Source organism: Rhizobium sp. BK289 (genome assembly GCF_014193575.1).
GTDB classification, from domain to species: Bacteria; Pseudomonadota; Alphaproteobacteria; order Rhizobiales; family Rhizobiaceae; genus Rhizobium; species Rhizobium tropici_C.
The window spans coordinates 86393-106704 of record NZ_JACHZO010000001.1 but is presented as its reverse complement, the minus strand read 5'-3'; the positions used below and the strand labels follow the sequence as shown (position 1 = coordinate 106704).

General features: G+C 59.9%; 20 protein-coding genes. 6 read left to right on the top strand and 14 right to left on the bottom strand.

Annotation, left to right across the window (positions count from 1 at the left end; genetic code table 11):
* Window positions 1–5: 5 nt before the first annotated feature.
* The gene (locus tag FHT84_RS00480; protein WP_112344551.1) at window positions 6–2177 is read left to right on the top strand and encodes a bifunctional diguanylate cyclase/phosphodiesterase; all 2172 of its coding nucleotides are present in this window, start codon (window positions 6–8) and stop codon (window positions 2175–2177) included.
* A gap of 165 nt (window positions 2178–2342) precedes the next feature.
* Here the strand turns inward: FHT84_RS00480 and FHT84_RS00475 are convergent, their stop codons facing one another.
* Together FHT84_RS00475 and FHT84_RS00470 are read right to left on the bottom strand one after the other, a co-directional pair.
* The gene (locus FHT84_RS00475; RefSeq protein ID WP_112344550.1) at window positions 2343–5417 is read right to left on the bottom strand and encodes an efflux RND transporter permease subunit; all 3075 of its coding nucleotides are present in this window, start codon (window positions 5415–5417) and stop codon (window positions 2343–2345) included.
* A gap of 9 nt (window positions 5418–5426) precedes the next feature.
* Window positions 5427–6548, bottom strand: a complete 1122-nt coding sequence (locus tag FHT84_RS00470) for an efflux RND transporter periplasmic adaptor subunit (RefSeq protein WP_245430458.1) — start codon at window positions 6546–6548, stop codon at window positions 5427–5429.
* Between FHT84_RS00470 and FHT84_RS00465 the strand changes: the two genes are divergently transcribed.
* Window positions 6526–6807, top strand: a complete 282-nt coding sequence (locus tag FHT84_RS00465) for a hypothetical protein (RefSeq protein ID WP_145644310.1) — start codon at window positions 6526–6528, stop codon at window positions 6805–6807. The genes FHT84_RS00470 and FHT84_RS00465 overlap by 23 nt on opposite strands.
* Window positions 6808–7069: 262 nt before the next feature.
* Here the strand turns inward: FHT84_RS00465 and FHT84_RS00460 are convergent, their stop codons facing one another.
* The 8 genes from FHT84_RS00460 to FHT84_RS00425 form a co-directional block, all read right to left on the bottom strand.
* Entirely contained in the window at window positions 7070–7840 is a 771-nt protein-coding gene (locus FHT84_RS00460; protein WP_162737003.1) for an autoinducer binding domain-containing protein, read from the bottom strand.
* Between the two features lie 266 nt (window positions 7841–8106).
* Entirely contained in the window at window positions 8107–8706 is a 600-nt protein-coding gene (locus FHT84_RS00455) for an acyl-homoserine-lactone synthase (RefSeq protein ID WP_112344547.1), read from the bottom strand.
* Window positions 8707–8781: 75 nt separating this feature from the next.
* Window positions 8782–9474 carry a LuxR family transcriptional regulator gene (locus FHT84_RS00450; protein WP_162737002.1) on the bottom strand — a complete coding sequence of 231 codons (693 nt, stop codon included), beginning with the start codon at window positions 9472–9474 and terminating at the stop codon, window positions 8782–8784.
* A 451-nt stretch (window positions 9475–9925) separates the two neighbouring features.
* Window positions 9926–10396, bottom strand: a complete 471-nt coding sequence (locus FHT84_RS00445) for an MEKHLA domain-containing protein (RefSeq protein ID WP_112344545.1) — start codon at window positions 10394–10396, stop codon at window positions 9926–9928.
* A gap of 118 nt (window positions 10397–10514) precedes the next feature.
* Entirely contained in the window at window positions 10515–11114 is a 600-nt protein-coding gene (locus tag FHT84_RS00440; RefSeq protein WP_245430457.1) for a TetR/AcrR family transcriptional regulator, read from the bottom strand.
* 14 nt (window positions 11115–11128) lie between these two features.
* A complete protein-coding gene (locus tag FHT84_RS00435; RefSeq protein ID WP_112344544.1) occupies window positions 11129–11557 on the bottom strand; it encodes a hypothetical protein in 429 nt (142 codons plus the stop codon).
* The gene (locus tag FHT84_RS00430) at window positions 11554–11997 is read right to left on the bottom strand and encodes a hypothetical protein (RefSeq protein ID WP_112344543.1); all 444 of its coding nucleotides are present in this window, start codon (window positions 11995–11997) and stop codon (window positions 11554–11556) included. Before FHT84_RS00430 ends, FHT84_RS00435 begins: the two co-directional genes overlap by 4 nt.
* 255 nt (window positions 11998–12252) lie before the next feature.
* Window positions 12253–12783: a dihydrofolate reductase family protein gene (locus FHT84_RS00425; protein WP_112344542.1), complete on the bottom strand. Its 531-nt coding sequence runs from the start codon at window positions 12781–12783 to the stop codon at window positions 12253–12255.
* A 271-nt stretch (window positions 12784–13054) separates the two neighbouring features.
* Here FHT84_RS00425 and paaG point away from each other — a divergent pair, with 271 nt between their 5' ends.
* From paaG to FHT84_RS00405, 4 genes are all read left to right on the top strand, one after another.
* Window positions 13055–13843, top strand: a complete 789-nt coding sequence (paaG, locus tag FHT84_RS00420) for a 2-(1,2-epoxy-1,2-dihydrophenyl)acetyl-CoA isomerase PaaG (protein ID WP_112344541.1) — start codon at window positions 13055–13057, stop codon at window positions 13841–13843.
* Entirely contained in the window at window positions 13840–14283 is a 444-nt protein-coding gene (gene paaI, locus FHT84_RS00415) for a hydroxyphenylacetyl-CoA thioesterase PaaI (RefSeq protein WP_112344540.1), read from the top strand. Before paaG ends, paaI begins: the two co-directional genes overlap by 4 nt.
* A gap of 42 nt (window positions 14284–14325) precedes the next feature.
* The gene (gene paaK / locus FHT84_RS00410; RefSeq protein ID WP_183761215.1) at window positions 14326–15636 is read left to right on the top strand and encodes a phenylacetate--CoA ligase PaaK; all 1311 of its coding nucleotides are present in this window, start codon (window positions 14326–14328) and stop codon (window positions 15634–15636) included.
* 104 nt (window positions 15637–15740) lie between these two features.
* Entirely contained in the window at window positions 15741–16337 is a 597-nt protein-coding gene (locus FHT84_RS00405) for a TetR/AcrR family transcriptional regulator (protein ID WP_113250306.1), read from the top strand.
* Window positions 16338–16346: 9 nt separating this feature from the next.
* Here FHT84_RS00405 and FHT84_RS00400 read toward each other — a convergent pair whose 3' ends face one another.
* From FHT84_RS00400 to FHT84_RS00385, 4 genes are read right to left on the bottom strand one after another with little or no spacing between them, the layout of a single operon-like run.
* Window positions 16347–16961 (bottom strand): transferase hexapeptide repeat family protein, encoded by a 615-nt coding sequence (locus FHT84_RS00400; protein ID WP_183761218.1) that lies wholly within the window; start codon window positions 16959–16961, stop codon window positions 16347–16349.
* A complete protein-coding gene (locus FHT84_RS00395; RefSeq protein ID WP_183761220.1) occupies window positions 16962–17480 on the bottom strand; it encodes an acyl-CoA thioesterase in 519 nt (172 codons plus the stop codon).
* Between the two features lie 4 nt (window positions 17481–17484).
* Window positions 17485–19542 (bottom strand): phenylacetic acid degradation bifunctional protein PaaZ, encoded by a 2058-nt coding sequence (gene paaZ / locus FHT84_RS00390; protein WP_183761223.1) that lies wholly within the window; start codon window positions 19540–19542, stop codon window positions 17485–17487.
* Window positions 19543–19554: 12 nt separating this feature from the next.
* Complete coding sequence (locus FHT84_RS00385) at window positions 19555–20310, bottom strand: Phenylacetic acid catabolic protein (RefSeq protein ID WP_183761226.1); 756 nt, start codon at window positions 20308–20310, stop codon at window positions 19555–19557.
* Window positions 20311–20312 lie beyond the last annotated feature (2 nt).

Below are 20312 nucleotides of genomic sequence, written 5' to 3'. Positions count from 1 at the left end.
TTCTCATGTCGCTTCATCTCGCGGCTGGGCATGTGCGCGCTCAGACCTCTTCCGTATTTGCCGTAACTGCCTGCTTTCTTGCTGTTGCTCTCTTGCTGACAAGCCTGGTGGCGCATGTTGTTGCCACGATGACGCGCTCGATGAACGATATCGACGATGCCCGGGCGGGCCGCGCGGCCGAGGCCGGAATTGCAGCGCTGGTGTCGCGTCTAGGCGCCACCATCAGAGATAACGCCGTATGGGACGATGCCTACAACGCCATCGGCACCGCGACGGCCGCTGACTGGGCCTATGCAAACTGGGGAAAGGTCAGCGCGAACTATCCGCTATATGATGGCGCGATCGTGATCGGACCGGATGACGCAACACTTTCCGCCTACATCAAGGGCAAACCGGTCCAGCCCCGGGATCTTTTCGGCCACCCGTTCGACCGCCAAATCGTGGCCGCCGCCGGCCCGGGCCAGGATCCGATCGTGAATTTCATGAAGACGGAGAACGGCATTACTCTCGTCGCGTCACAGGCCATCCAACCGTACACGCCCGCCGCCGTGCTTCCGAAGCTAAGTGTGCTGAGCTTCACCAAGGACCTGACGCCTGAGATCCTGGACACGCTATCGGACGAACACGAACTCGAAGGATTGCACCTCACGCTCGCGCCCGAACAAGGCCTCCTCAACTGGCCAATCAAGGATATGAATGGCGCCCCGATCGCTTATCTCGCCTGGCCCGGCAAAGCGCCGGGAACCGCGGCGCTGTCCAAGGTTTCCCCTTATATCGCGACGGCCGTCGTCATTCTTGTCCTCTTCCTCGGCGGCGTTCTTTTGGCCGGCACGTCCGAAGCGCGGCGTCTGCGTCAGCTCGCGCAGACTGCCCACTTTGAAGCCAGTCATGATAGTCTGAGCGGCTTACTCAACAGACATGGGCTTCTGAACGCGCTGGATAGCATGAACGCATCGGCCGCAGCACCGCTGTCGCTCTACCTGATCGATCTCGATGGCTTCAAAGCGGTCAATGATGCCTGGGGGCATGCCGTCGGGGATGATCTGATCCGCATGATCGCGCAGGCGCTACCGACGTGCCATTCCGAAATTCTCGCCGCTGCAAGGCTTGGCGGCGATGAATTCGCGTTGGTGCAGGTCGGGCATGCCACATGCGGTGAGGTAGAGAAATCCATCCTCGCGGTATTTGGGGAACCCTTCAAGATCGACGGGCGGACGATCGAGGCAGACGCCAGTATCGGCGCGGCAATCTGTGCGGGGAACATGGCGCCTCTTGAACTTCTGCGCAGAGCCGACATGGCCCTTTATCGCGCCAAGGAAAACGGCAAGGGGCATGCGGTCGAATACAATCCCGGCCTCGATCAGGATCGTCAGCGGATCGCCGAAATGGAAGGCATGCTGAGACAGGCCATCAACAGTGGCGCAATCGAACCCGTTTTCCAGCCCCTGGTCTCCGCGGCAACGGGCATGACCACCGGTCTCGAAGCTCTGGCGCGCTGGCGTAGTCCGGCGGGAAGCATCAGCCCCGAAATATTCATCCCGCTTGCGGAAAAATCCGGCCTTATCGATGCTCTCGGCATCCATATGCTGCGAACCTCCATCGCTTGCGCGAAGAACTGGAGCGGTCTGACACTATCGGTCAACGTATCGCCCATCCAACTGTGCAATCCGGATTTCGGTGCGCAGGTGATCGCTGTCCTGCAGGAGTTCGCTTTCGATCCGACCCGTCTCACCTTGGAAATTACGGAGGGTGTTCTCATTAGCAATCCGGATCAGGCGCGGCGGTCGATCAATCAGCTCAAGAGCATCGGCATCAGGTTTGCGCTCGACGATTTCGGGTGTGGTTATGCAAGCATCGGCGCATTGCGGCAATTTGGGTTTGACCGCGTGAAGATAGACCGCTCGCTGGTATCCAGCGTGGAAGACGAGGGAAATGGGGTCGACGTTCTTCGCGCAACAATCTCCCTTGCCACGGCGCTCGGAATTCCGGTGACCGCGGAGGGGATCGAAACCGCCAATCAAGCGGCGATATTACGCGCCGCCGGCTGCGATCAGCTTCAAGGATATATGGTCGGCAAGCCCGTTCCAGCGGATGAAATCTCGCGAAGATTGCTTCGCAAAGATCAGTCACGCGAATATGCGGGCGTCGAATCCAGCCTGTCTGCCGCGCGGGGGTGATGATAGGAATTCCGAAGCGCGTGCCCTCCGTCGACGGCACGCGAGACGACGGCGACCACCGTACCGGTCTTTCGCAAAGAGACGGTCGGCAAGATGATGCCGCGGCTGAGTTCGATCGAGACAATGCCCGGCCACTATGGCGCGTAGGCCTGATGGCGGTTCCGGTCAATGCACGGGCGCCGGTTCCGCTTCGGATGCAGCCCGCTTATGGTGATCGGCGGCAAGCAGCATGTAGACGGCAGGCACCACGAAAAGCGTGAACAATGTCCCGATGGCAAGCCCCGCCGCGATCACGAGGCCCATGTTGAAGCGGGCGGATGCGCCGGCTCCGGTCGCCAGGATCAGCGGCACGACGCCCAAAACCATAGCGCCGGTCGTCATGAGGATCGGACGCAGACGAATGCCGCAGGCACCCTCGATCGCCTCCCGTTTGGTCTTTCCGGAGGCCTGCAACGTATTCGCCACCTCGACGATCAGGATACCGTGCTTGCTGATCAGCCCCATCAGCGTCACCAAGCCGACCTGCGTATAGATGTTCATCGTCGCGCCGCCGATGCCGAGGCTGATGAAGGCGAGCGCGCCCGCAATCGACATGGGCACCGACACAAGAATGATCAGCGGGTCGCGGAAACTGTTGAACTGCGCCGACAGCGCCAAGAACACAATGATCAAGGCTAGGGCGAAGGTGGTAGCCATGCCGCTGGATTCCTGCACATATTGGCGTGACTGGCCTCCGTAATCGACCGAGTACCCCTGTGGCAGCGTGCGCGCCGCGATCGACTTGAGGGTTTCCAGCGCATCGCCGACGGCGACGCCCGGGGCCGGCACGCCCGAGATGGTGGCCGAATTCAGCTGCTGGAAATGCGCAACTGAACGCGGCGTCGCCTGAAGCTTCGCCGTCGCGATCGCCGAAAGCGGAATCTTGTCGCCGTTCACGGTTGCGATTGGATAGTTCATGATCTGATCGATGGTCTGGCGCGAGCGCTGCTCCACCTGCGGTATGACCTGATAGGAGCGGTTGTCGATGCTGAAATAGTTGACGTAGCCGCCACCCAGCATGGCTGCGAGCGCCGAACCGACATTGTTCATCGACAGGCCGAGAGCCGATGCCTTGTTGCGGTCGATCTGGATCGAATATTGCGGATTGTCGACGTAGAGATCCTTGGTCAGGAAGATGAATTCACCGGATTTCTGCGCTTCCTGCAGGAACGTATTGGATACTTCGTTGAGCTGGTTGAAATCGCCGGTGCTGCCGATGGCGAACTGCACGGGCAAGCCACTCGCGCCAGGCAGCGGTGGTATCTGGAAGACCACCGCCTGTCCGCCGGCGATTTTTGCGAGGTCAGCCTGTACCAACGGCTGCAACTGGTCCGCCGTTCTGGTGCGCTGATCCCATGGTTTCAACACCATGCCCTCGAACGAGGTGCCGGGCACCTCGACCTGCAGGGTATGATCGGTTTCGGGGAAGCTGGCGAAGATCTTGTTGACCTGATCGGAGTTGAGCAGCTTTTGGTCAAGCGTCGCGTTCGGGGCATTCGTCATCTGCGCGGCGAGGAATCCCTGGTCTTCGTTGGGAGCCAGCTCGGTCTTGGCGCTGGTGTAGAGGAAATAGATGCTGCCGAGGACGATTGCGGCAAAGACCAACGCCACCGGCACAGTGTTCAGGCTGCCGTGCAGCATGCGCACATAGGGCCGGTGGATTTCAGAGAAGCGACGGTCGATGAAATCGGAGATTCGCTCCTCCCAGCCGCTGCGATCGGTCAAATGCGGCTTCAGGATGCGCGAACACATCATCGGCGTCAGCGTCAGCGCGATGATCATCGAAACGGTGACAGCGCCGACCAGCGTAAAGGCAAATTCCGTAAATAGAGCGCCGGTCAGGCCGCCCTGGAAGCCGATCGGCACATAGACGGCGACCAGCACGACGGTCATTGCAAGGATCGGCCCCACCAGTTCGTGCGCCGCGGCCAGCGCCGCTTGCATCGGCGGCGCCCCTTCCTCGATGTGACGGTTGACGTTCTCCACGACGATGATGGCGTCGTCGACCACGAGGCCGATCGCCAGCACCAGGGCAAGCAGCGTCAGAAGGTTGATCGAGAAGCCAAAGATCAGCATCATCGCGAAGGTGCCGACCAACGACAGCGGTATGGCGACGATCGGAATGGCAACCGATCGCGGTGAACCGAGAAAGGCGAACACCACGAAAATGACGATCACCAGAGCCTCGATCAGGCTCTTGACCACCTCATCGATCGACGTGGTGACGAAGGTGCTGGAATCGTAGACGATATAGCCTTGGAGCCCCTGCGGCAGCTGCGCCTGGATACTCGGAAACACGGCACGTACACCGGCGATCACATCGAGCAGGTTTGCCGTCGGCGTAATCTGGATGCCCATGAACACGCCATCCTGTGCATCGAACCGGATCTGAACATCCGGATTTTGCGACCCCAGCACGACGGTAGCGACATCCTTCAGGCGAACGATCGTGCTGCCGATCTGCCTGACCACCATCTCCCTGAATTCATCAGCCGAATGCAGATCGGTCTGTGCCGTCAGCACCGTCTGAGTCATCTGGCCGCGCGTCGTGCCAACGCCGGAAATATAGTTGTTGTTTGCGAGCGCCGTCGCGACATCCCCGGCCGTTAATCCATAGGCAGCGAGCCTATCGGGCTTCAGCCAGGCTCTCAAGGCGAAGGTTCGCGCGCCAAGGATTTCGGCTGTCTGAACGCCATTGACCGCCTGCAGCTTAGGCTGAACCACGCGCGTCAGATAGTCGGTGATCTGGTTGCTGGCCAGAACATCGCTGCGGAAGCCGATATACATCGCATCGATCGACGTGCCGATGGAAACCGTCATGATGGGCTGTTGCGTGCCGTTCGGCAGCTGGTTGAGAACCGAGGATACCTTGGCATTGATTTCCGTCATCGCCGCGTCGGCACTGTAGTTGAGGCGCAGGTTGACGGTGATTGTCGATGTGCCGCTGGTGCTTGAGGATGTCATGTAATCGATGCCGTTCGCCTGGGCGATGGCGTTTTCGAGCGGCGTCGTGATGAAGCCGGCGATGACGTCGGGTGCCGCACCGGGATAGGTGGTTGACACCGTGACGACGGCATTCTGGGTCTGCGGATATTGACGGACGGTCAGCGTACGGAACGACTGGTAGCCGATCACGACAATCAACGCGCTCACCACGAGGGCAAGGACAGGGCGCCGGATGAAGATATCGGTGATATTCATCGCCACACCTCAGTTGGGGTTTGCCGGATTTGCGTTGGGATCGTTCGACGGCTGTACATCATTGTTGATGATGACAGGCGAGCCGTTATTGAGCTTCAATTGGCCGGAGGTCACCACGACTTCGCCCGCGTTTATACCTTTGATCACCGCGATCTGATCGCCGCGCGCCTGCCCGGTGCTGACGAACTTCTGACTGGCGACGAGCTGCGGCTTTCCATCCGGCATCTTGCCTTTATCGGTCACCACATAAACGACGTTGCCATAGGGATTGACGGTGACGGCAGTCTGCGGCAGAGCGATATACTCTCTCGGTTCACCCACCACCACAGAAACACTGCCGAACATGCCGGGCAAGAGCTTACGGTCGGCATTAGGAAACGTTGCACGGATGGTGATGTTACGGCTCTGAGTGTCGACCAACGGGCTGATTGCCGTGATCTTGCCATCGAAGGTCTGGTTGCCATAAGCGTCGACCGTCGCCGTCACCGCTTGGCCGACCTTCAACTGCGATAGGGCTTGCTGCGGCAGCGAGAAATCGAACTGGATCGGATCGAGCGATTGCAATGTGACGACTGCGGTTCCGGGCGCCAGATATTCGCCGAGGCTGACCAGCCGGATACCGAGGTGTCCATCGAAGGGTGCACGGATCGAATATTGATCGATCAGCGCCTGTTGCGAGGCGACCTGCGCCTGCGCAGCCTTCCATGTGGCCAGATCGCTATCCACTTGGCTCTGCGCAATGGTATTTGCCTTGATCAGCTTGGAATCGCGCTCATAGGCGATCTGCGCATTTGTCGCCGATGCCTGGTATTGCTGCAGCGTTGCGATCTGCTGGTCGGCAAGCAGCTGGACGATGAGATCGCCCTTCTTGACATCCTGGCCGTCCTGAAACCCGATCTTCTGAACGATGCCCTGGACCTGCGCCGAGAGATTGGCACCCTCGACGGCATTGAAGCTGCCTATGGATTGCAGCGTGGTCTGCCACGGGCTCGTTGCCGCCGTGATGGTGGAGACCGTCTGCGGTGGCGCCTTGAGATTAGCCAGATACGCCGCGATCATACGGTTCTTGAATGCCTGGAAGCCGAAAATCCCGCCCAGGATCAGGCCTATGACGATCAGCATGATCACCATGCGTTTTATCATGACTGGTAACTCTATTTTTCGGGAACGGGTCGCTGAGAATTCTGCTGACGTCGGCTCTGGCGAGGCTCACGAGAGGCCTTTCCACGCCAAAGTTGTCGCATCCTTGCTGGCGCCTGCGATCGGCGCCAGCTTTGAAAGCGATCTTGATCGGGGTTGGCTGGATCGCGGGATACGGCACATCTATGTCGATAGCCGCCGAACAACATCTTTCGGCCGCCGTATGCAGCATCGACTTCATCATGATTGAAGCTGGTGGCGTCCAAGTCGGCCGTCCTCAGCAAACAGACCAGTCAAACGTCATTCGCACGCCTCTGCTTCTGATTCAGCACGAGTTTTTACGATCCGAATTACGATAGCCAATTTGCTATGTCCGAACCATATTTAGTAGAGTCCTGAATAAAGGCAATAATGGTACCGAAACTATCAACGTCCGGCGGAAACAAACTCGCCCGATCACTATTCCGTGCAGTCTGGCGAAGCCTCCCAGTCAATGTCGCAGAGAGCCGATCCTACCTTATCAGGCCGAGCCGAATGGCGATCGCAATGGCATTGGTTGTATTTTTTGCTTCGAGCTTGTCGCGAACCGAGCGCAGATGCTTTTCGGCGCCGTGATGGGTGATGCCCATCCGCACCGCGATCTCATGATCCCGCAAGCCATCCGCGGCCAATTGCAGCGCACGTCTTTCCCTTGGCGTGACCCCCTTCAGCAACGGAAGCTGATCCAGGTCCCTAAGCTGGAAGGCACGGTCCACTGCAAAGGTCGCCAGCAATTGCAGGCCGCCGCGCTCCTGCTCCTTGATTTCGAGATGTTCACCGCCGATGGAAAAGCCTATCACGGTTCCATCGAAAGTCTGCAGGGCGATGGTGAAACCCTCGCGCAAACCAAACTCTCCGGCTTCCCCCATGACATCGCGCGCCCTCGTATTCTGCAGTCTCCAACCCTCTATATCCCGCCAGAAGAACGGGGCATGCTGCTCCTTGACCATGTCTATCGTCGGATCGTGGCGCAGATAGTCATTACTGAAATAACGAGAGATCCAATCGGTCGGCCACGCATTGAGAAGAATATGGCCGACTTGCTGCCGCTTCGTGTCGCCGATCGGCGGCATTGTGCCCGCCAGCACATTTGTCGCGCCGAAGCGGCTGATATAGACGAGCACCAACCGCAGGATGTCAGCCTCGGTCTGCGCCGCCTCCATCGCGGTTATCAAGGCAGTCGTTTCTTCAAGCAGATGCGCCGGCATCGTTTCCGCGGAAGGTGACGAGGAATGCGTCTTCATACTGATCTCACAGACTAGTCGAAAGCTGGAAGGACTGTTTATATTCAACATTCCTCATTAATTATGAATGCCTCAAGAGAGAGGAAATTGAAAGGACCGGAACCTACCTCCGATACCTCCCAACATGCAGGAATTCACCGCAGGATACCGGTGGATGCGTCAGGCGCTCCAGCACGGAGCTGGGCAACCGTGCTGGAGCGCTGATTTTATGGAGCAATGAAGCTGCATATCTGCACCTGCAGCCAAAACAGTTCACGGCATTCCATCTAAGCCGCGCGACGGCGCAGGTCCGTCTTCAGGGAACGAAGTTTCGTCAATGTACGCTCATCGAACGATGCGGTGACAGCCACGACATCCTCTCCCGAGATCGACTGCGGCAATCCAAGCGCGCTGACCCGGAAATGAAGCTGCAGCAGCCGGAGGATCCAAAGCGGCTGCATTTCGATGATCACGGTATTGATATCGTTTTCCAAGCCCCATTCGACAAAACCCGAAAGCAGCGCGTTGGAGACCGCGCTCAGGGCACGACCATGTTCCCTGTAAGCCGGCTCGACACAATAGCGCGTCCATTCCCAGATATGCCGGCCAATAGGCCTTTCCTGCTCGCAAAGCTGCGGCAGCACCTCGGACAGAAGATGGGGCTTGGTGGAGGGCAGCATTCGCTGATATCCAAGAACCTCGCCTTCATTGATAAACAGCATATGCACGGCGTCGGCCGTATCGAATTGGTCGGTCTCGCGACCATCGGCACGCGTCAGATCATTCCATCCGCGCTCATCGACGAAGACGCGGTGCCGCAGACGAAATGCCTGATCCATCTCGTCCTGATAGTCGTGCATGTTCCGGTCGGTGACAATATGAAGCATCTCTACAGCTCTCCTGTTTGGGCAAGCTGATCATCGAGCCGTTTCACGATCACCACAGGTACGGAAAAGCGTACCTCACGAAATCAGACCCTTTCGCAAAGCAAGGGCAATTGCGTGATTGGTATTACGCGAACCAAGCTTTTCGCGGCAGGAGCGCATGTACTTGTCGATGGCATGATCGGTGATTCCGAGGCGCGAGGCGATCTGCCGCTCCTTCCAGCCTTCGGCGGCCAGCTGAAGCACCTCACGCTCCCGTGCCGTCAATTTAACGACGCTGCTGTTTTGCTGGGTGCGCCGGATCTGCAAGGCGCGATAAACAGCAAAATTCGCGACAAGCGCCAGATTCTTCTTGTTTTCGGGCGCGAGTTCAAGCCGCTCGCCGGCGATCGAAAAGCCGACATGTTCAGGCCCCAGGCTCGGAAGCGTCATGGTGAAACCTTCCGCAAGGCCGAACTCCTTGGCTTCGCCCATGACCCGCATGCCGGACCGAACTCCGACGACTTCGTCCTCATTCCAGAAAAAGCTTTCAAGCCCTTCGCGTACCAGCGTGATCGTCGGATCCTTGAAGACATAGTTTTGAGAAAAATAGCGAGCCGACCAATCATTCGGCCAGGCATTGATCAAGACATGGCCTATCTGCTGGCGTTTGGTCGCGCCGATCTGAGGCATGGTGCCGACCAGAACATTGGTGGCGCCGAACGGCTCCACATATCGAATGACGACCTCGGCCAACTCCTCCTGAGTTGTGCAGGCCTCGAGCTCCGTCAAAAAATACTGTGTTTCCTCAAGGGTGCGAGCCGGAAAAATTGGATTGCCGGGCAATATCCAGTGGTTTGACATAACGACGATCTTCGAAGTTTCACGATGAAGCAAGAAATTTGGCCACGACACAGGCCAGAAACTTCGGGCAGTGCATTGGTGTTATTTGTTCATATATTCAACGATGCGGTCTCATCAACGCGACGATACCAGGACGGCGTCACGCAATGCGCCTGACCCGGCAATGCCGAAGTATTTCACCTTACTATACACGTCGTACAGCCGCTTGACGACCCGCGCCGGAGCAGATGAGACACGCTTTGAAGGCGGAGACCGAGCGTCCGTTCCTTCAGCGTCATCGAGGGTGGTCCGCAGCCTGTTCCGCCTCGCGGACTTGGAACATGACGCGGAAGAGCATTATCGATTTTGGAGCGACATCGGGCTTTCCCCGTTAACCGCGCTAGGCATCCTTCCATTTGGAGAATGTGGCGGCCTGTCCGCGCAGAGTCCCGTCGCGATCCACGAGCTGCCAGACAATGCCGTCTTCGATCCAGAAACGACGTCCAGATTTTGCGATCCGCAGGCCGCGATAGTCGGAAATAAAGCCATTGCGCGTCACTGCGTCCAGCAGTCGTTGGCGCTCCGCACGATCGGGAAGCTCCGCCGAAAGCCGCGAAGGAAGCGTCACGAACTCATCCCACGGATATTCGAAGCACTTCTGCGCAGTCTTGTTGGCGTAGACGAAACGGGGATCGGCGTCCGTATTGTGGGCGACGACCACGAAGGGCGCGTCGCGATAGAGCCAATCCGGCCCGGATCCTCCATCGACGAGAGCAACGCCGACTATGCGACGAAAACTGTCCGTCAGAAGGTCGAAGAACGTATCATCGACCGATAAATCAACTGCCCTGCCTTCAGCTTCGCCTGCCATCAATCCCATCCTGTCACTCGGTGCATCGACGGTGCGATACTTAGCAAAATACCACGAAGATCAAGTGGCGACGGCCGGTCTTTGATGGGCCGGCTTGCGGATTGTCCGCGCAGGTCGCTCAGGGGCAGACGGAGCGCCGACAGAAATCCGTGACGACATCGACCAGTTTCTGCCGGTCGACGGTCGATCCTTCGGCCAGGCAGTCGTCGACGGCGCTGTGCATGGCATTAAAAAGCATGACGGCCGAGAGCCGGGCATCGATGAAGGAGAAGGCTTTGGCTTCCCGTCCTTCGAGCAGGAAGGATGACAGGCGGGTTACCAGCGAATTGGCGCGTTTCATGCTTCGTTTGGGTGGGTGGAATTCATGAAAAACCAGATCGTGCAGCGCGACCTCATCGAGATAGCCGACCACGCATGATCCTATCCAGACATCGAGCCGATGCATCCAGCTGCCGGAGGATGCCGCTGCGGCAGCAGCGTCGATCTTTTCACAAAAGCGCTCGATAAAGCGCGTCTTCAGAGCGGCAAGAACATCTTCCTTCGTTTGGAAATAGAGATAGAAGGTGCCCTTGGCGACATCGGCGGCCTCGACGATTTCCGCAACACTGGTCGCGGCAAAGCCCTTCTCCAGAAACAGCCGCTGCGCAGCATCCATCAGCTCCTCCCGGCGGACTTCCGGAGGCTTGGTGCGCGGGCGCGGGCGTTCTGCGGTGGTCACGGATTTTTCCTCATCTACAGGCTATCAATGGCAAGGCCCGCCGGCGCGAGAATGGAACGGCATAGCCATTCCACAGCAGGCGGAGCCTTGTTGAAGATTTCTAGCGGCATATGAAGCGGAAGACGAGCAAGACTTTGCCGCACGCCGTCAGCCGTCGCCGCCGGAACGACGACGGCAATGCCGAGAAGAAACCGATGGAGGGCTTCGCGGGCAATCCCGATCCGCTGCGCCACCATAGCCAGTATGGCAGCATCGCTCACGAGCGGCTGCTCGTATGCCGAGATCAACAGAAGCGCAAACGGCTTTTCCTGCGCCAGCCAGCGCTCGACTGTGTCGAGGCCCGATCTAACCCCATCGGCGTCCAGCCTTGCTTCCGCGACCAGGATCGCCAGCGGCCAATGCGTCTCGTCGCAATCAGGGAGCAGCGTTTCGAATACCATCATGACGGCCTACACAAATCGGTCAGGCTCCGCAGCACATGCCCCATGTGCACCGGCTTTCCGCGCGCCGCAGAGACCGAGGCGAGCCACATCGTCGCTTCATTGACCTCATCGAAGATCTGCGCGGGGACGTCATACAGCCTTTCGGCGTTCATCCAGCTCATCTCCTTCACGGCAGCGATCGGCACGACGGTCGCCATGCCAATCACGAGCCGCTTGATCCGCCCGCCGTTGGATTGAAACCAGGTCCTTGCTTCCGTTGCACCGCCTTCGGGGTGCTTGGTTGCGCCGAGATCCGTCAGGACGCGCAGGGTCGAAAAGGGTTCGCCACGGTCCAGCCACGACGTCCAGTCGGAGAGGAAAGCAAGCTGTTCTTCGGGCGATATCGAACCACGGGCAGCCGACAGCACAAGCGGCCATTGGCTAAGATCGTGACGGATCATGACGGGTCTCTCCTAAGCGAATGAGAAAGGACAGGCGCCGGTCCGCGCCGGTCCGCGCCGGCGCTTCCAACCCATGAACAAGGACAATCATTCGACCCTCTTTGGATTCCGATAGGAGTAAACATTATGACTGACCGTCGGTCATTTGTAAAGAGCAATACTGGACGATTGCCCACTTCGTAGGACACTTCCCCTGCGCGTCCGGTCATGCAGCCGCGAACGATCACGGCAACCAAGGGCTATTATGCCGTGCAGCTATACGGGAACGTATGTCAACCTGATCACGTCTTCGCCAATGCGATCGCTTGCCACCAGGCGGAGCGGCGGCCGCGGGCCGGCGAAGAATGGCTTGCCGCGACCCAGCACGACGGGATGAAGATATAGCCGATATTCGTCCACAAGACCGAGGTCGGTCAGACTGCGAGCCAACTCAGGCCCGGAAACCTCAATGTCTCCATCCAGTCGCGCCTTCAGTCCGCGTATCGTCGCCTCGAAATCATCCGCGACAAGAGTGGCGTTCGGTCCGACGGACTTCAGCGAGCGCGACACGACCCATTTCGGCTGGCTTCGCCACGCCGCCGCATAGTCACGTCGCTCCTCATCCCACTCGGAATGATCTTCGTCCCAATAGCGCATGACCTCGTACATGCGGCGACCATAAACGCTGCCGGCGAGACCGCGCACGTCGTCGATGAAATGACGAAAGAGCACCCGGTCGGGCGCAAATTTCATGTGGTCGACATAGCCGTCCAGGGACTGGTTCAAAGCGAACACAAGCTTCGCCATGCCGCAGGATCTCCCCCCCAAGAGTCATCAAAAAGGCACAAGCCGATACTAGGCTGAAATGGAGTTCGTTACAATCTGACCCCCGCTTCGTCGACGAGATCAGGAAGATGCGGAGGGACCAGCCGATTGTCGATGCCGACACTAGCGATCGCTCTTTCGTGCAGGGCGTGACTGTTGGTCTCCTCCAATCGCCACCTTCATAATTGACTGACCGGTCGGTTTATGCAAGAGTTCTTGTCGGTCGCCATGGGAAAGGCGATGGGGAGGAAACATGCCCGATTCCGACACCGTACTGTCGGCACTGGCCGATGGCGTTTTGAGCCTCACGCTCAATCGACCCGACAAACTCAATTCCTTCAACGAGGAAATGCATCTGGCGCTGCGCGCCGGTTTCGAGCGTGCACACAAGGATGCGGAGGTGCGTGCGGTTCTCCTGACGGGAGCCGGCCGCGGCTTCTCCGCCGGCCAGGATCTCAGCGATCGCGACCCGCGCAAGGGCACACCCGATCTCGGCCATACGATCGAGACCTTCTACAATCCGCTGCTGCGCCTCATCCGCAGCCTGGAAAAGCCGGTTGTCTGCGCCGTCAATGGGGTAGCGGCCGGCGCCGGTGCCAATATCGCCTTTGCCTGCGACATCACTCTTGCCGCCCGCTCGGCCCGCTTCATCCAGGCCTTTGCGAAGATCGGCCTGGTGCCGGATTCCGGCGGCACCTGGAACTTGCCTCGGCTTATCGGCGAGGCACGCGCCAAGGCACTGGCGCTGACGGCCGAACCCCTCGATGCCGAAACCGCCGCCGGCTGGGGCCTGATCTGGGGAGTGGTGGACGATGACAAGCTGATGGATGAGGCAACGGCGCTTGCCACCAGGCTCGCTGCCGGTCCGACCAAGGGCCTCGGCCTGACGAAGCGCGCCATTCAGGCGGCAGCGACGAATTCGCTGGACCAGCAGCTCGACCTTGAGCGCGACCTTCAGCGCGAAGCAGGCCGCAGCGCCGACTATGCCGAAGGCGTCAGCGCCTTCCTCGAAAAGCGCAAGCCGGAGTTCAGGGGAAAATGAGCACGGTAGAGAGCCTTTCGCCGCAGGCGCTGGCGGAAGCCTGTGCAAGATCCATGTGGGACGAAGACAACGCCAGCCGTCATCTCGGCATGGAACTGCTTGCTGTAGCCCCCGGCGAAGCGAGCCTTTCGATGACGATCACCGAGGCAATGACGAACGGCCATAGCACCTGCCATGGCGGCTACATCTTCACTTTGGCCGACTCCGCCTTCGCATTCGCCTGCAACACCTACAATCAGCGCACCGTCGCTCAGCATTGTTCCGTGACCTACATCGCGCCGGCATTCAGGGGCGACCGGCTGATGGCGGCGGCGCGGGAGGTGTCGCGGCGCGGACGAGGCGGCATCTACGATATCGCGATTACCAATCAGAAGGGCGAGCAGATTGCGGAATTCCGTGGCCACTCGCGAACGGTCAAGGGCGCACTTTTGCCGGAATAGGTTCCGCGCGCCGGCAGCGCCGGCTTTTTGGAGGAGATATCGATGGAAAACCTTTCGCCGCGTGCAGGTGAGCTTGAAGCAATCGAAACCGCCTCCCGCGACGAGATTTCCGCGCTGCAGCTCGAGCGCACGAAATGGACGCTCACCCATGCCTATGAGAACTCGCCCTTCTATAACAAGCGTTTCGACGAGCTGGGCGTGCATCCCTCCGATCTCAAGACTTTGTCTGATATCACCAAATTTCCTTTCACGACCAAAAAGGATCTTCGCGACACCTATCCTTTCGGCATGTTCGCCGTGCCGCGCGAAAGGCTTGCCCGTATCCACGCGTCCTCCGGTACGACGGGCAAGCCGACGGTCGTCGGCTACACTGCCAGGGACGTCGACACCTGGGCGAGCCTCGTTGCCCGCTCGATCCGCGCCTCCGGTGGACGGGCGGGCGATCTGGTGCATATCGCCTACGGCTATGGCCTGTTCACCGGCGGCCTCGGCGCGCATTACGGCGCGGAGAAACTTGGCTGCACCGTGGTCCCGGTGTCGGGCGGCATGACGGAACGGCAGGTCGCGCTGATACAGGATTTCAAGCCGCGTGTCATCATGGTGACGCCCTCCTACATGCTCTCGATCCTCGACGAATTCCGCCGCCAGGGCCTGGACCCCAGAGAGAGTTCGCTCGCCGTCGGCATCTTCGGGGCCGAGCCGTGGACCAATGCCATGCGCGAGGAAATCGAGCATGCCTTCGACATGCACGCCGTCGACATTTACGGCCTCTCGGAGGTCATGGGTCCGGGTGTTGCCAATGAATGCGTCGAGAGCAAGGATGGGCTGCACATCTGGGAAGATCATTTCTATCCAGAGATCATCGATCCGGTTACCGGCGCGGCATTGCCAGACGGCGAGATCGGCGAGCTGGTCCTCACCACACTGACGAAGGAAGGGCTGCCGATCATCCGCTATCGCACGCGCGACCTGACGCGGCTGCTGCCCGGCACCGCCCGCTCGATGCGGCGCATGGAAAAGGTAACCGGCCGCTCCGACGACATGATGATCCTGCGCGGCGTCAACGTCTTTCCGACCCAGATCGAAGAGCAGATCCTCAAATGCCGCGGGCTTGCACCGCACTTCCAGATCGAACTGACACGCTCCGGCCGCATGGACGACATGACCGTTCATGTCGAATGCACGCTGGAGGCAGCGGACGAAGCCGCGCGAAGCGTTTCGGCAAGAGAGCTTACCCACCACATCAAGAGCGTGGTCGGTGTCTCGACGAAGGTCACCGTGCATACGCCGGGCGGAGTCGCGCGCTCGGAGGGCAAGGCCAAACGCATCGTGGACAACCGTCCGAAAGAATGATGGGAATGCTGGTCGGATAGCGTAACAAGCAATTGATTGTATATAGCGAGGATCGGCCGAGAGGTTTGGTTAAGGTCAACCGGAAATGAGCAGAGCAGGATCACATGGCACGCACGCGCGCAGTTGATTTCGAGGAAAAGCAGCGCGGCATCCTGGCAAGTGCCGCGGCTGTTTTCGCCGAGGTAGGCATGGAGAAGGCCTCCATGTCGATGATCGCTTCGCACGGTAATGTCTCGAAAGCCCTGCTCTACCACTACTATCCCGGCAAGGACGCGCTGATCTTCGACATCGTGCAAACGCATCTGACGGAGCTGGAAGGCGCGATCGACGCAGCGGACCGGATAGACGTGACGCCACAGGAGCGGCTGCGCCTGCTGGTGAAAGCCGTGCTGAAGAACTATGAGGGCGCCGACAACGAGCACAAGGTGCAGCTCAACGGCACGCATGCTCTATCGCAGGAACAGCTGGCGGAATTGCGGACGATCGAAAGACGCATCGTCAAGCGCTTTTCCAGCGTCATCGAGGATCTCAACCCGGACCTCAACAAGAACAGGCCGTTGCTGATGCCGGTCACCATGTCGCTCTTTGGCATGATGAACTGGGTCTATATGTGGTTCCGGCCGAATGGTCCGATCAGCCGCGACGAATATGCCGAGATTGCCGCTACCCTCATCCTGGAAGGGGTCAAGGCCGTTCGTTGATATCGTGCCTCAGTCGCCGAGCTTCATCCGCTCAAGAATAAGCGGATCATATTCCGGCGCGCGGATGCGGCGGCGATCCGGTTCCGGTGCAGTCAGCGGCTCGACGGCCGCAAGCTTCTCTTTTGCCTCCAGCGCCAGGCGCTGGTAGATGGCGGTGCCCTGGCGCTTCCACGCGATCTCTTCCGCAGTCAGCTCGCGGACGATACGCGCCGGTGAGCCGACCGCCAGGCTGTTTGCCTGAATTTCCGCGCCGGCCTTGACGAAGGCCATGGCGGCGACGATGGCGTTTTCGCCGATGACGGCTTCGTCCATGATAACGGCATTCATGCCGACCATGGCGTTGGCGCCGATGCGGCAGCCATGCAGCACCGCACCGTGGCCGATATGTCCCGCCTCGCAGATCACAACTTCCAGATTCGGGAAGCTATGGACGACGCAGGTCTCCTGCACGTTCGAGCCTCGCTCGAGCACGATGCGTCCGAAATCACCCCGCAGCACGGCGCCCGGCCCGACATAACAGGCCGGGCCGATGATGACATCCCCGATGACGGTTGCGGCCGGATGCACGAAGGCCAAGGGATCGATGACCGGGATCACGCCGTCGTAGGAATAGATCTGCGCCATTCAGTCGGCTCCCAAACCTTCCACGTCGCGGCCGGTTTCGGCCACCGCTTCCAGCCGCTGCGCGAATTCGCGGCGCAAGGTGCGGCGAAGCTGGGCAGCCTTGTGTCGCCTGATATCGACTGATGTCACCGGCACCAGCTCGGGTACTCGAACCGGACGACCGGCCTCGTCGACGGCAACCATGGTGAAATAACAGGAGTTGGTGTGGCGGCGCTGGCCGGAACGAATATTCTCCGCTTCCACCCTTATGCCGACTTCCATGGAAGTACGTCCGGTATCGTTGATCGAGGCGCGGAAGGTGACGAGCTCGCCGACATTGATCGGCTCCTTGAACAGCACCTGATCGACCGACAGCGTCACGGCATATTGCTTGGAATAGCGCGATGCACAGGAGAAGGCGACGCGATCGAGCAGGTTCAGAAGGGCGCCGCCATGCACTTTGCCGCTGAAATTCGCCATATCGGGCGTCATCAGTACGGTCATTTCCAGGCGATGCGGGTCTTGCTCGGTCGTCGTCATGCGCTCACTCTCTCGTTTTCGCCACCATCGTCAGAACGTCATATTGCGCGACGACGGCATCCAGCTGGTTGATTACCTTGCAATCCCAGCGCACCTCGCCATGCTCGGCATTGATGCGGGGATTGATTTCCTTGCAGGTCAACTGCACCTGGAGCGTATCACCCGGATTGACCGGTGTCAGGAAGCGGAGATTGTCGACCCCATAATTTGCAAGAACCGGACCTGGAGCCGGATCGACGAAAAGGCCTGCCGCGAAAGAGACGATAAGATAGCCATGCGCCACACGCCCCTCGAAGAACGGATTGGCCTTGGCCGCCTCCTCGTCCATATGAGCATAGAACGTGTCGCCGGTGAAACGGGCGAAGTGCTCGATATCGTCAAGCGTCACCGTGCGCGTGGCGGTGACGAGCTGATCGCCGATCTTCAGCTCGTCAAGTGATTTGCGGAACGGATGCTCGCTGCCCGAACGCACCTCGGCGCCGGGAACCCATCGCCCGATGACGGCCGAAAGCATTGTCGGCGTGCCCTGCACGGCGGTCCGCTGCATGTAATGCTTGACGCCGCGGATGCCGCCGAGCTCCTCGCCACCGCCGGCACGCCCGGGACCGCCGTGAACGAGGCCCGGCAGCGGTGAACCATGACCGGTGGAGCTCTTGGCGCTCAAGCGATTGCCGATCATCACGCGACCGTGGAATGGTGCAAGGCCTAGAACCACTTCCGCGGCGAAATGCGGATCGTTGGTGAAGACGGAGGCGACGAGGCTGCCCTTGCCGCGCCGCGCCAGATCGACGGCCTCTTCCGCCATATCGTAGGGCATGACGGTGCTGACGGGACCGAAGGCCTCGACATCGTGAATGGCACGCGCCGAGCCCGGCTTGTCACAATAAAGCAGAACCGGATTGAGGAAGGCGCCGGCGCTCGCATCGCCGGACATGACGCGCGGATTGTCTGGATCGCCGCCAACAATCTCGGCATCGCTGGCGAGATCCCGAATGCGAGCGCGGACTTCCTCGCGCTGACCGAGGCTCGCGAGCGGTCCCATACGAACCGTCTCATCGGCCGGATTGCCGATGGCTGTCTTGCCGAGACGATCGTTCAAGGCGGCAATGAGGGCTTCACTGTAAGTCCGGGGCGCAATGACGCGGCGGATGGCCGTGCACTTCTGACCGGCCTTGACCGTCATCTCGCGCGCGATTTCCTTGACGAAGAGATCGAACTCCTCGGTGCCTGGGCCGGCATCGAGGCCGAGGACGGCCGCATTGAGGCTGTCTGCCTCCATGGTGAAACGCACGGAATTCGCGATGATCGCCCTGTGCGTCTTCAGGCGCTGGCCGGTCGCGGCGGAACCGGTAAAGGTCACCACATCCTGGCCTTCGACATGATCGAGGAGATCGCCGACCGAGCCGCAAACGAGCTGCAGTGCGCCTTCCGGCAAGAGGCCGGTTTCGATGATGCAGCGAACCATGAGTTCGGTCAGATAGGCCGTCTGGCTTGCCGGCTTCACGATGGCGGGAACGCCGGCAAGCAAGGTCGGCGCGAGTTTTTCCAGCATACCCCAGCAGGGGAAATTGAAGGCATTGATGTGAATCGCGACGCCCTGCAGTGGGCTTAGGATATGCTGGGCTGAAAAGCTCTGGTCTTTGGAGAGCTGCTCCACATCGCCATCGAGCAGTACGCGCGCATTCGGCAGCTCGCGCCGGCCTTTGGAGGCATAGGACAGCAGGGTGCCAATGCCGCCTTCGATATCGACCCAACTATCCGCACGCGTGGCACCCGTCGCCGTCGAAAGCGCGTAGAACTCTTCCTTCCTCTCAAGCAGGGCCTGCCCAAGCGCCTTCAGCATCGCGGCGCGCTCATGGAAGGACATGCGCCTGAGCGCCGGTCCGCCCTTGTCGCGGCCGTAAGCTAGGGTCCACTTGAAATCGATGCCGGAGGAATCGATTGACGCGACGGGAGTACCGGTCGATGCGTCGAGCAGCGGCACGCCTTCCTTCGTGCCGGCGACCCATCTACCCCCGACATAGCTTTCGAGCCGGCGCGGCTGGTTTGCCATGATGTTCATCTCACTATCCTCTCAGTTCAATCCAAGCGCAGAAAGCTGCGCATCGACATCGGCACGCCATTCGGCAAGCAGGGTCTCGTTGGGCTGATGGCGCAGGCCGAAACGCGACAATGTCTCGAAGCGAGCCGAACCGGCGTGACCGAAGCTCGCGGCAACGCGGGGATACCAGTAGGCAGCCGAAGCCCGCGCCTTGGCCCGACCCTCATCATCGGCGACGATGCGGCCAAGACCGGCGGCGCCGAGTTCGGCATGCCGCCTTTCGCGCGGCAGGATGGCACGGAAGGTTTCGGCCAGCGGCTGGTAGGAAACACGCACCAGCTCCTTCAACTGTACGACGCTGGCAGCACCCATCAGAACGTTCATGACGACCGCATCCACCCAGCCTTCAAGCGGGTAGTGGAACACGGAGAGCCGCATGTCACCACCCTGCCTGACAGCGCCGATATCGGCATCGCGAGCGAGCCGCGCCGCCCATGGATGGTGGACCGCATAGCGCTCGCCATCGACGCCGAAAGTCTCCATGATCTTCAGGACCTGGCCGGCATGATCGGTCTTTTCCAGCACAATGCGTGCCGCAGAAATGCGCTCCTGAATGCCTGGGGCATCGTTGATGATATCGGCAAAGCCGGCGGAACCGGCCAGCTCGCTATCGACGAAGCTCGCCATCAGACGCAGGAGTTCGCCGCGATAGCGCGGAGGCACATTGTCCGGCGAGGAGAGCATCCCACCCTCCTGCAGATATTGCTCGATCGGCATCGTCTCGGACATCA

What these genes read in the sequence shown, in the direction of transcription:
- FHT84_RS00465 (WP_145644310.1), top strand. Translation starts at nt 6,526, where the DNA reads ATGACGATCAGCATGATCACCATGCGTTTTATCATGACTGGTAACTCT.
- FHT84_RS00445 (WP_112344545.1), bottom strand. Translation starts at nt 10,396, where the DNA reads ATGGCAGGCGAAGCTGAAGGCAGGGCAGTTGATTTATCGGTCGATGAT.
- FHT84_RS00480 (WP_112344551.1), top strand. Translation starts at nt 6, where the DNA reads ATGTCGCTTCATCTCGCGGCTGGGCATGTGCGCGCTCAGACCTCTTCC.
- FHT84_RS00400 (WP_183761218.1), bottom strand. Translation starts at nt 16,961, where the DNA reads ATGGCGCAGATCTATTCCTACGACGGCGTGATCCCGGTCATCGATCCC.
- FHT84_RS00425 (WP_112344542.1), bottom strand. Translation starts at nt 12,783, where the DNA reads ATGGCGAAGCTTGTGTTCGCTTTGAACCAGTCCCTGGACGGCTATGTC.
- FHT84_RS00455 (WP_112344547.1), bottom strand. Translation starts at nt 8,706, where the DNA reads ATGCTTCATATTGTCACCGACCGGAACATGCACGACTATCAGGACGAG.
- FHT84_RS00460 (WP_162737003.1), bottom strand. Translation starts at nt 7,840, where the DNA reads ATGAAGACGCATTCCTCGTCACCTTCCGCGGAAACGATGCCGGCGCAT.
- paaI (WP_112344540.1), top strand. Translation starts at nt 13,840, where the DNA reads ATGAGCACGGTAGAGAGCCTTTCGCCGCAGGCGCTGGCGGAAGCCTGT.
- paaK (WP_183761215.1), top strand. Translation starts at nt 14,326, where the DNA reads ATGGAAAACCTTTCGCCGCGTGCAGGTGAGCTTGAAGCAATCGAAACC.
- FHT84_RS00470 (WP_245430458.1), bottom strand. Translation starts at nt 6,548, where the DNA reads ATGGTGATCATGCTGATCGTCATAGGCCTGATCCTGGGCGGGATTTTC.
- FHT84_RS00395 (WP_183761220.1), bottom strand. Translation starts at nt 17,480, where the DNA reads ATGACGACGACCGAGCAAGACCCGCATCGCCTGGAAATGACCGTACTG.
- paaG (WP_112344541.1), top strand. Translation starts at nt 13,055, where the DNA reads ATGCCCGATTCCGACACCGTACTGTCGGCACTGGCCGATGGCGTTTTG.
- paaZ (WP_183761223.1), bottom strand. Translation starts at nt 19,542, where the DNA reads ATGAACATCATGGCAAACCAGCCGCGCCGGCTCGAAAGCTATGTCGGG.
- FHT84_RS00430 (WP_112344543.1), bottom strand. Translation starts at nt 11,997, where the DNA reads ATGATCCGTCACGATCTTAGCCAATGGCCGCTTGTGCTGTCGGCTGCC.
- FHT84_RS00385 (WP_183761226.1), bottom strand. Translation starts at nt 20,310, where the DNA reads ATGTCCGAGACGATGCCGATCGAGCAATATCTGCAGGAGGGTGGGATG.
- FHT84_RS00475 (WP_112344550.1), bottom strand. Translation starts at nt 5,417, where the DNA reads ATGAATATCACCGATATCTTCATCCGGCGCCCTGTCCTTGCCCTCGTG.
- FHT84_RS00405 (WP_113250306.1), top strand. Translation starts at nt 15,741, where the DNA reads ATGGCACGCACGCGCGCAGTTGATTTCGAGGAAAAGCAGCGCGGCATC.
- FHT84_RS00435 (WP_112344544.1), bottom strand. Translation starts at nt 11,557, where the DNA reads ATGATGGTATTCGAAACGCTGCTCCCTGATTGCGACGAGACGCATTGG.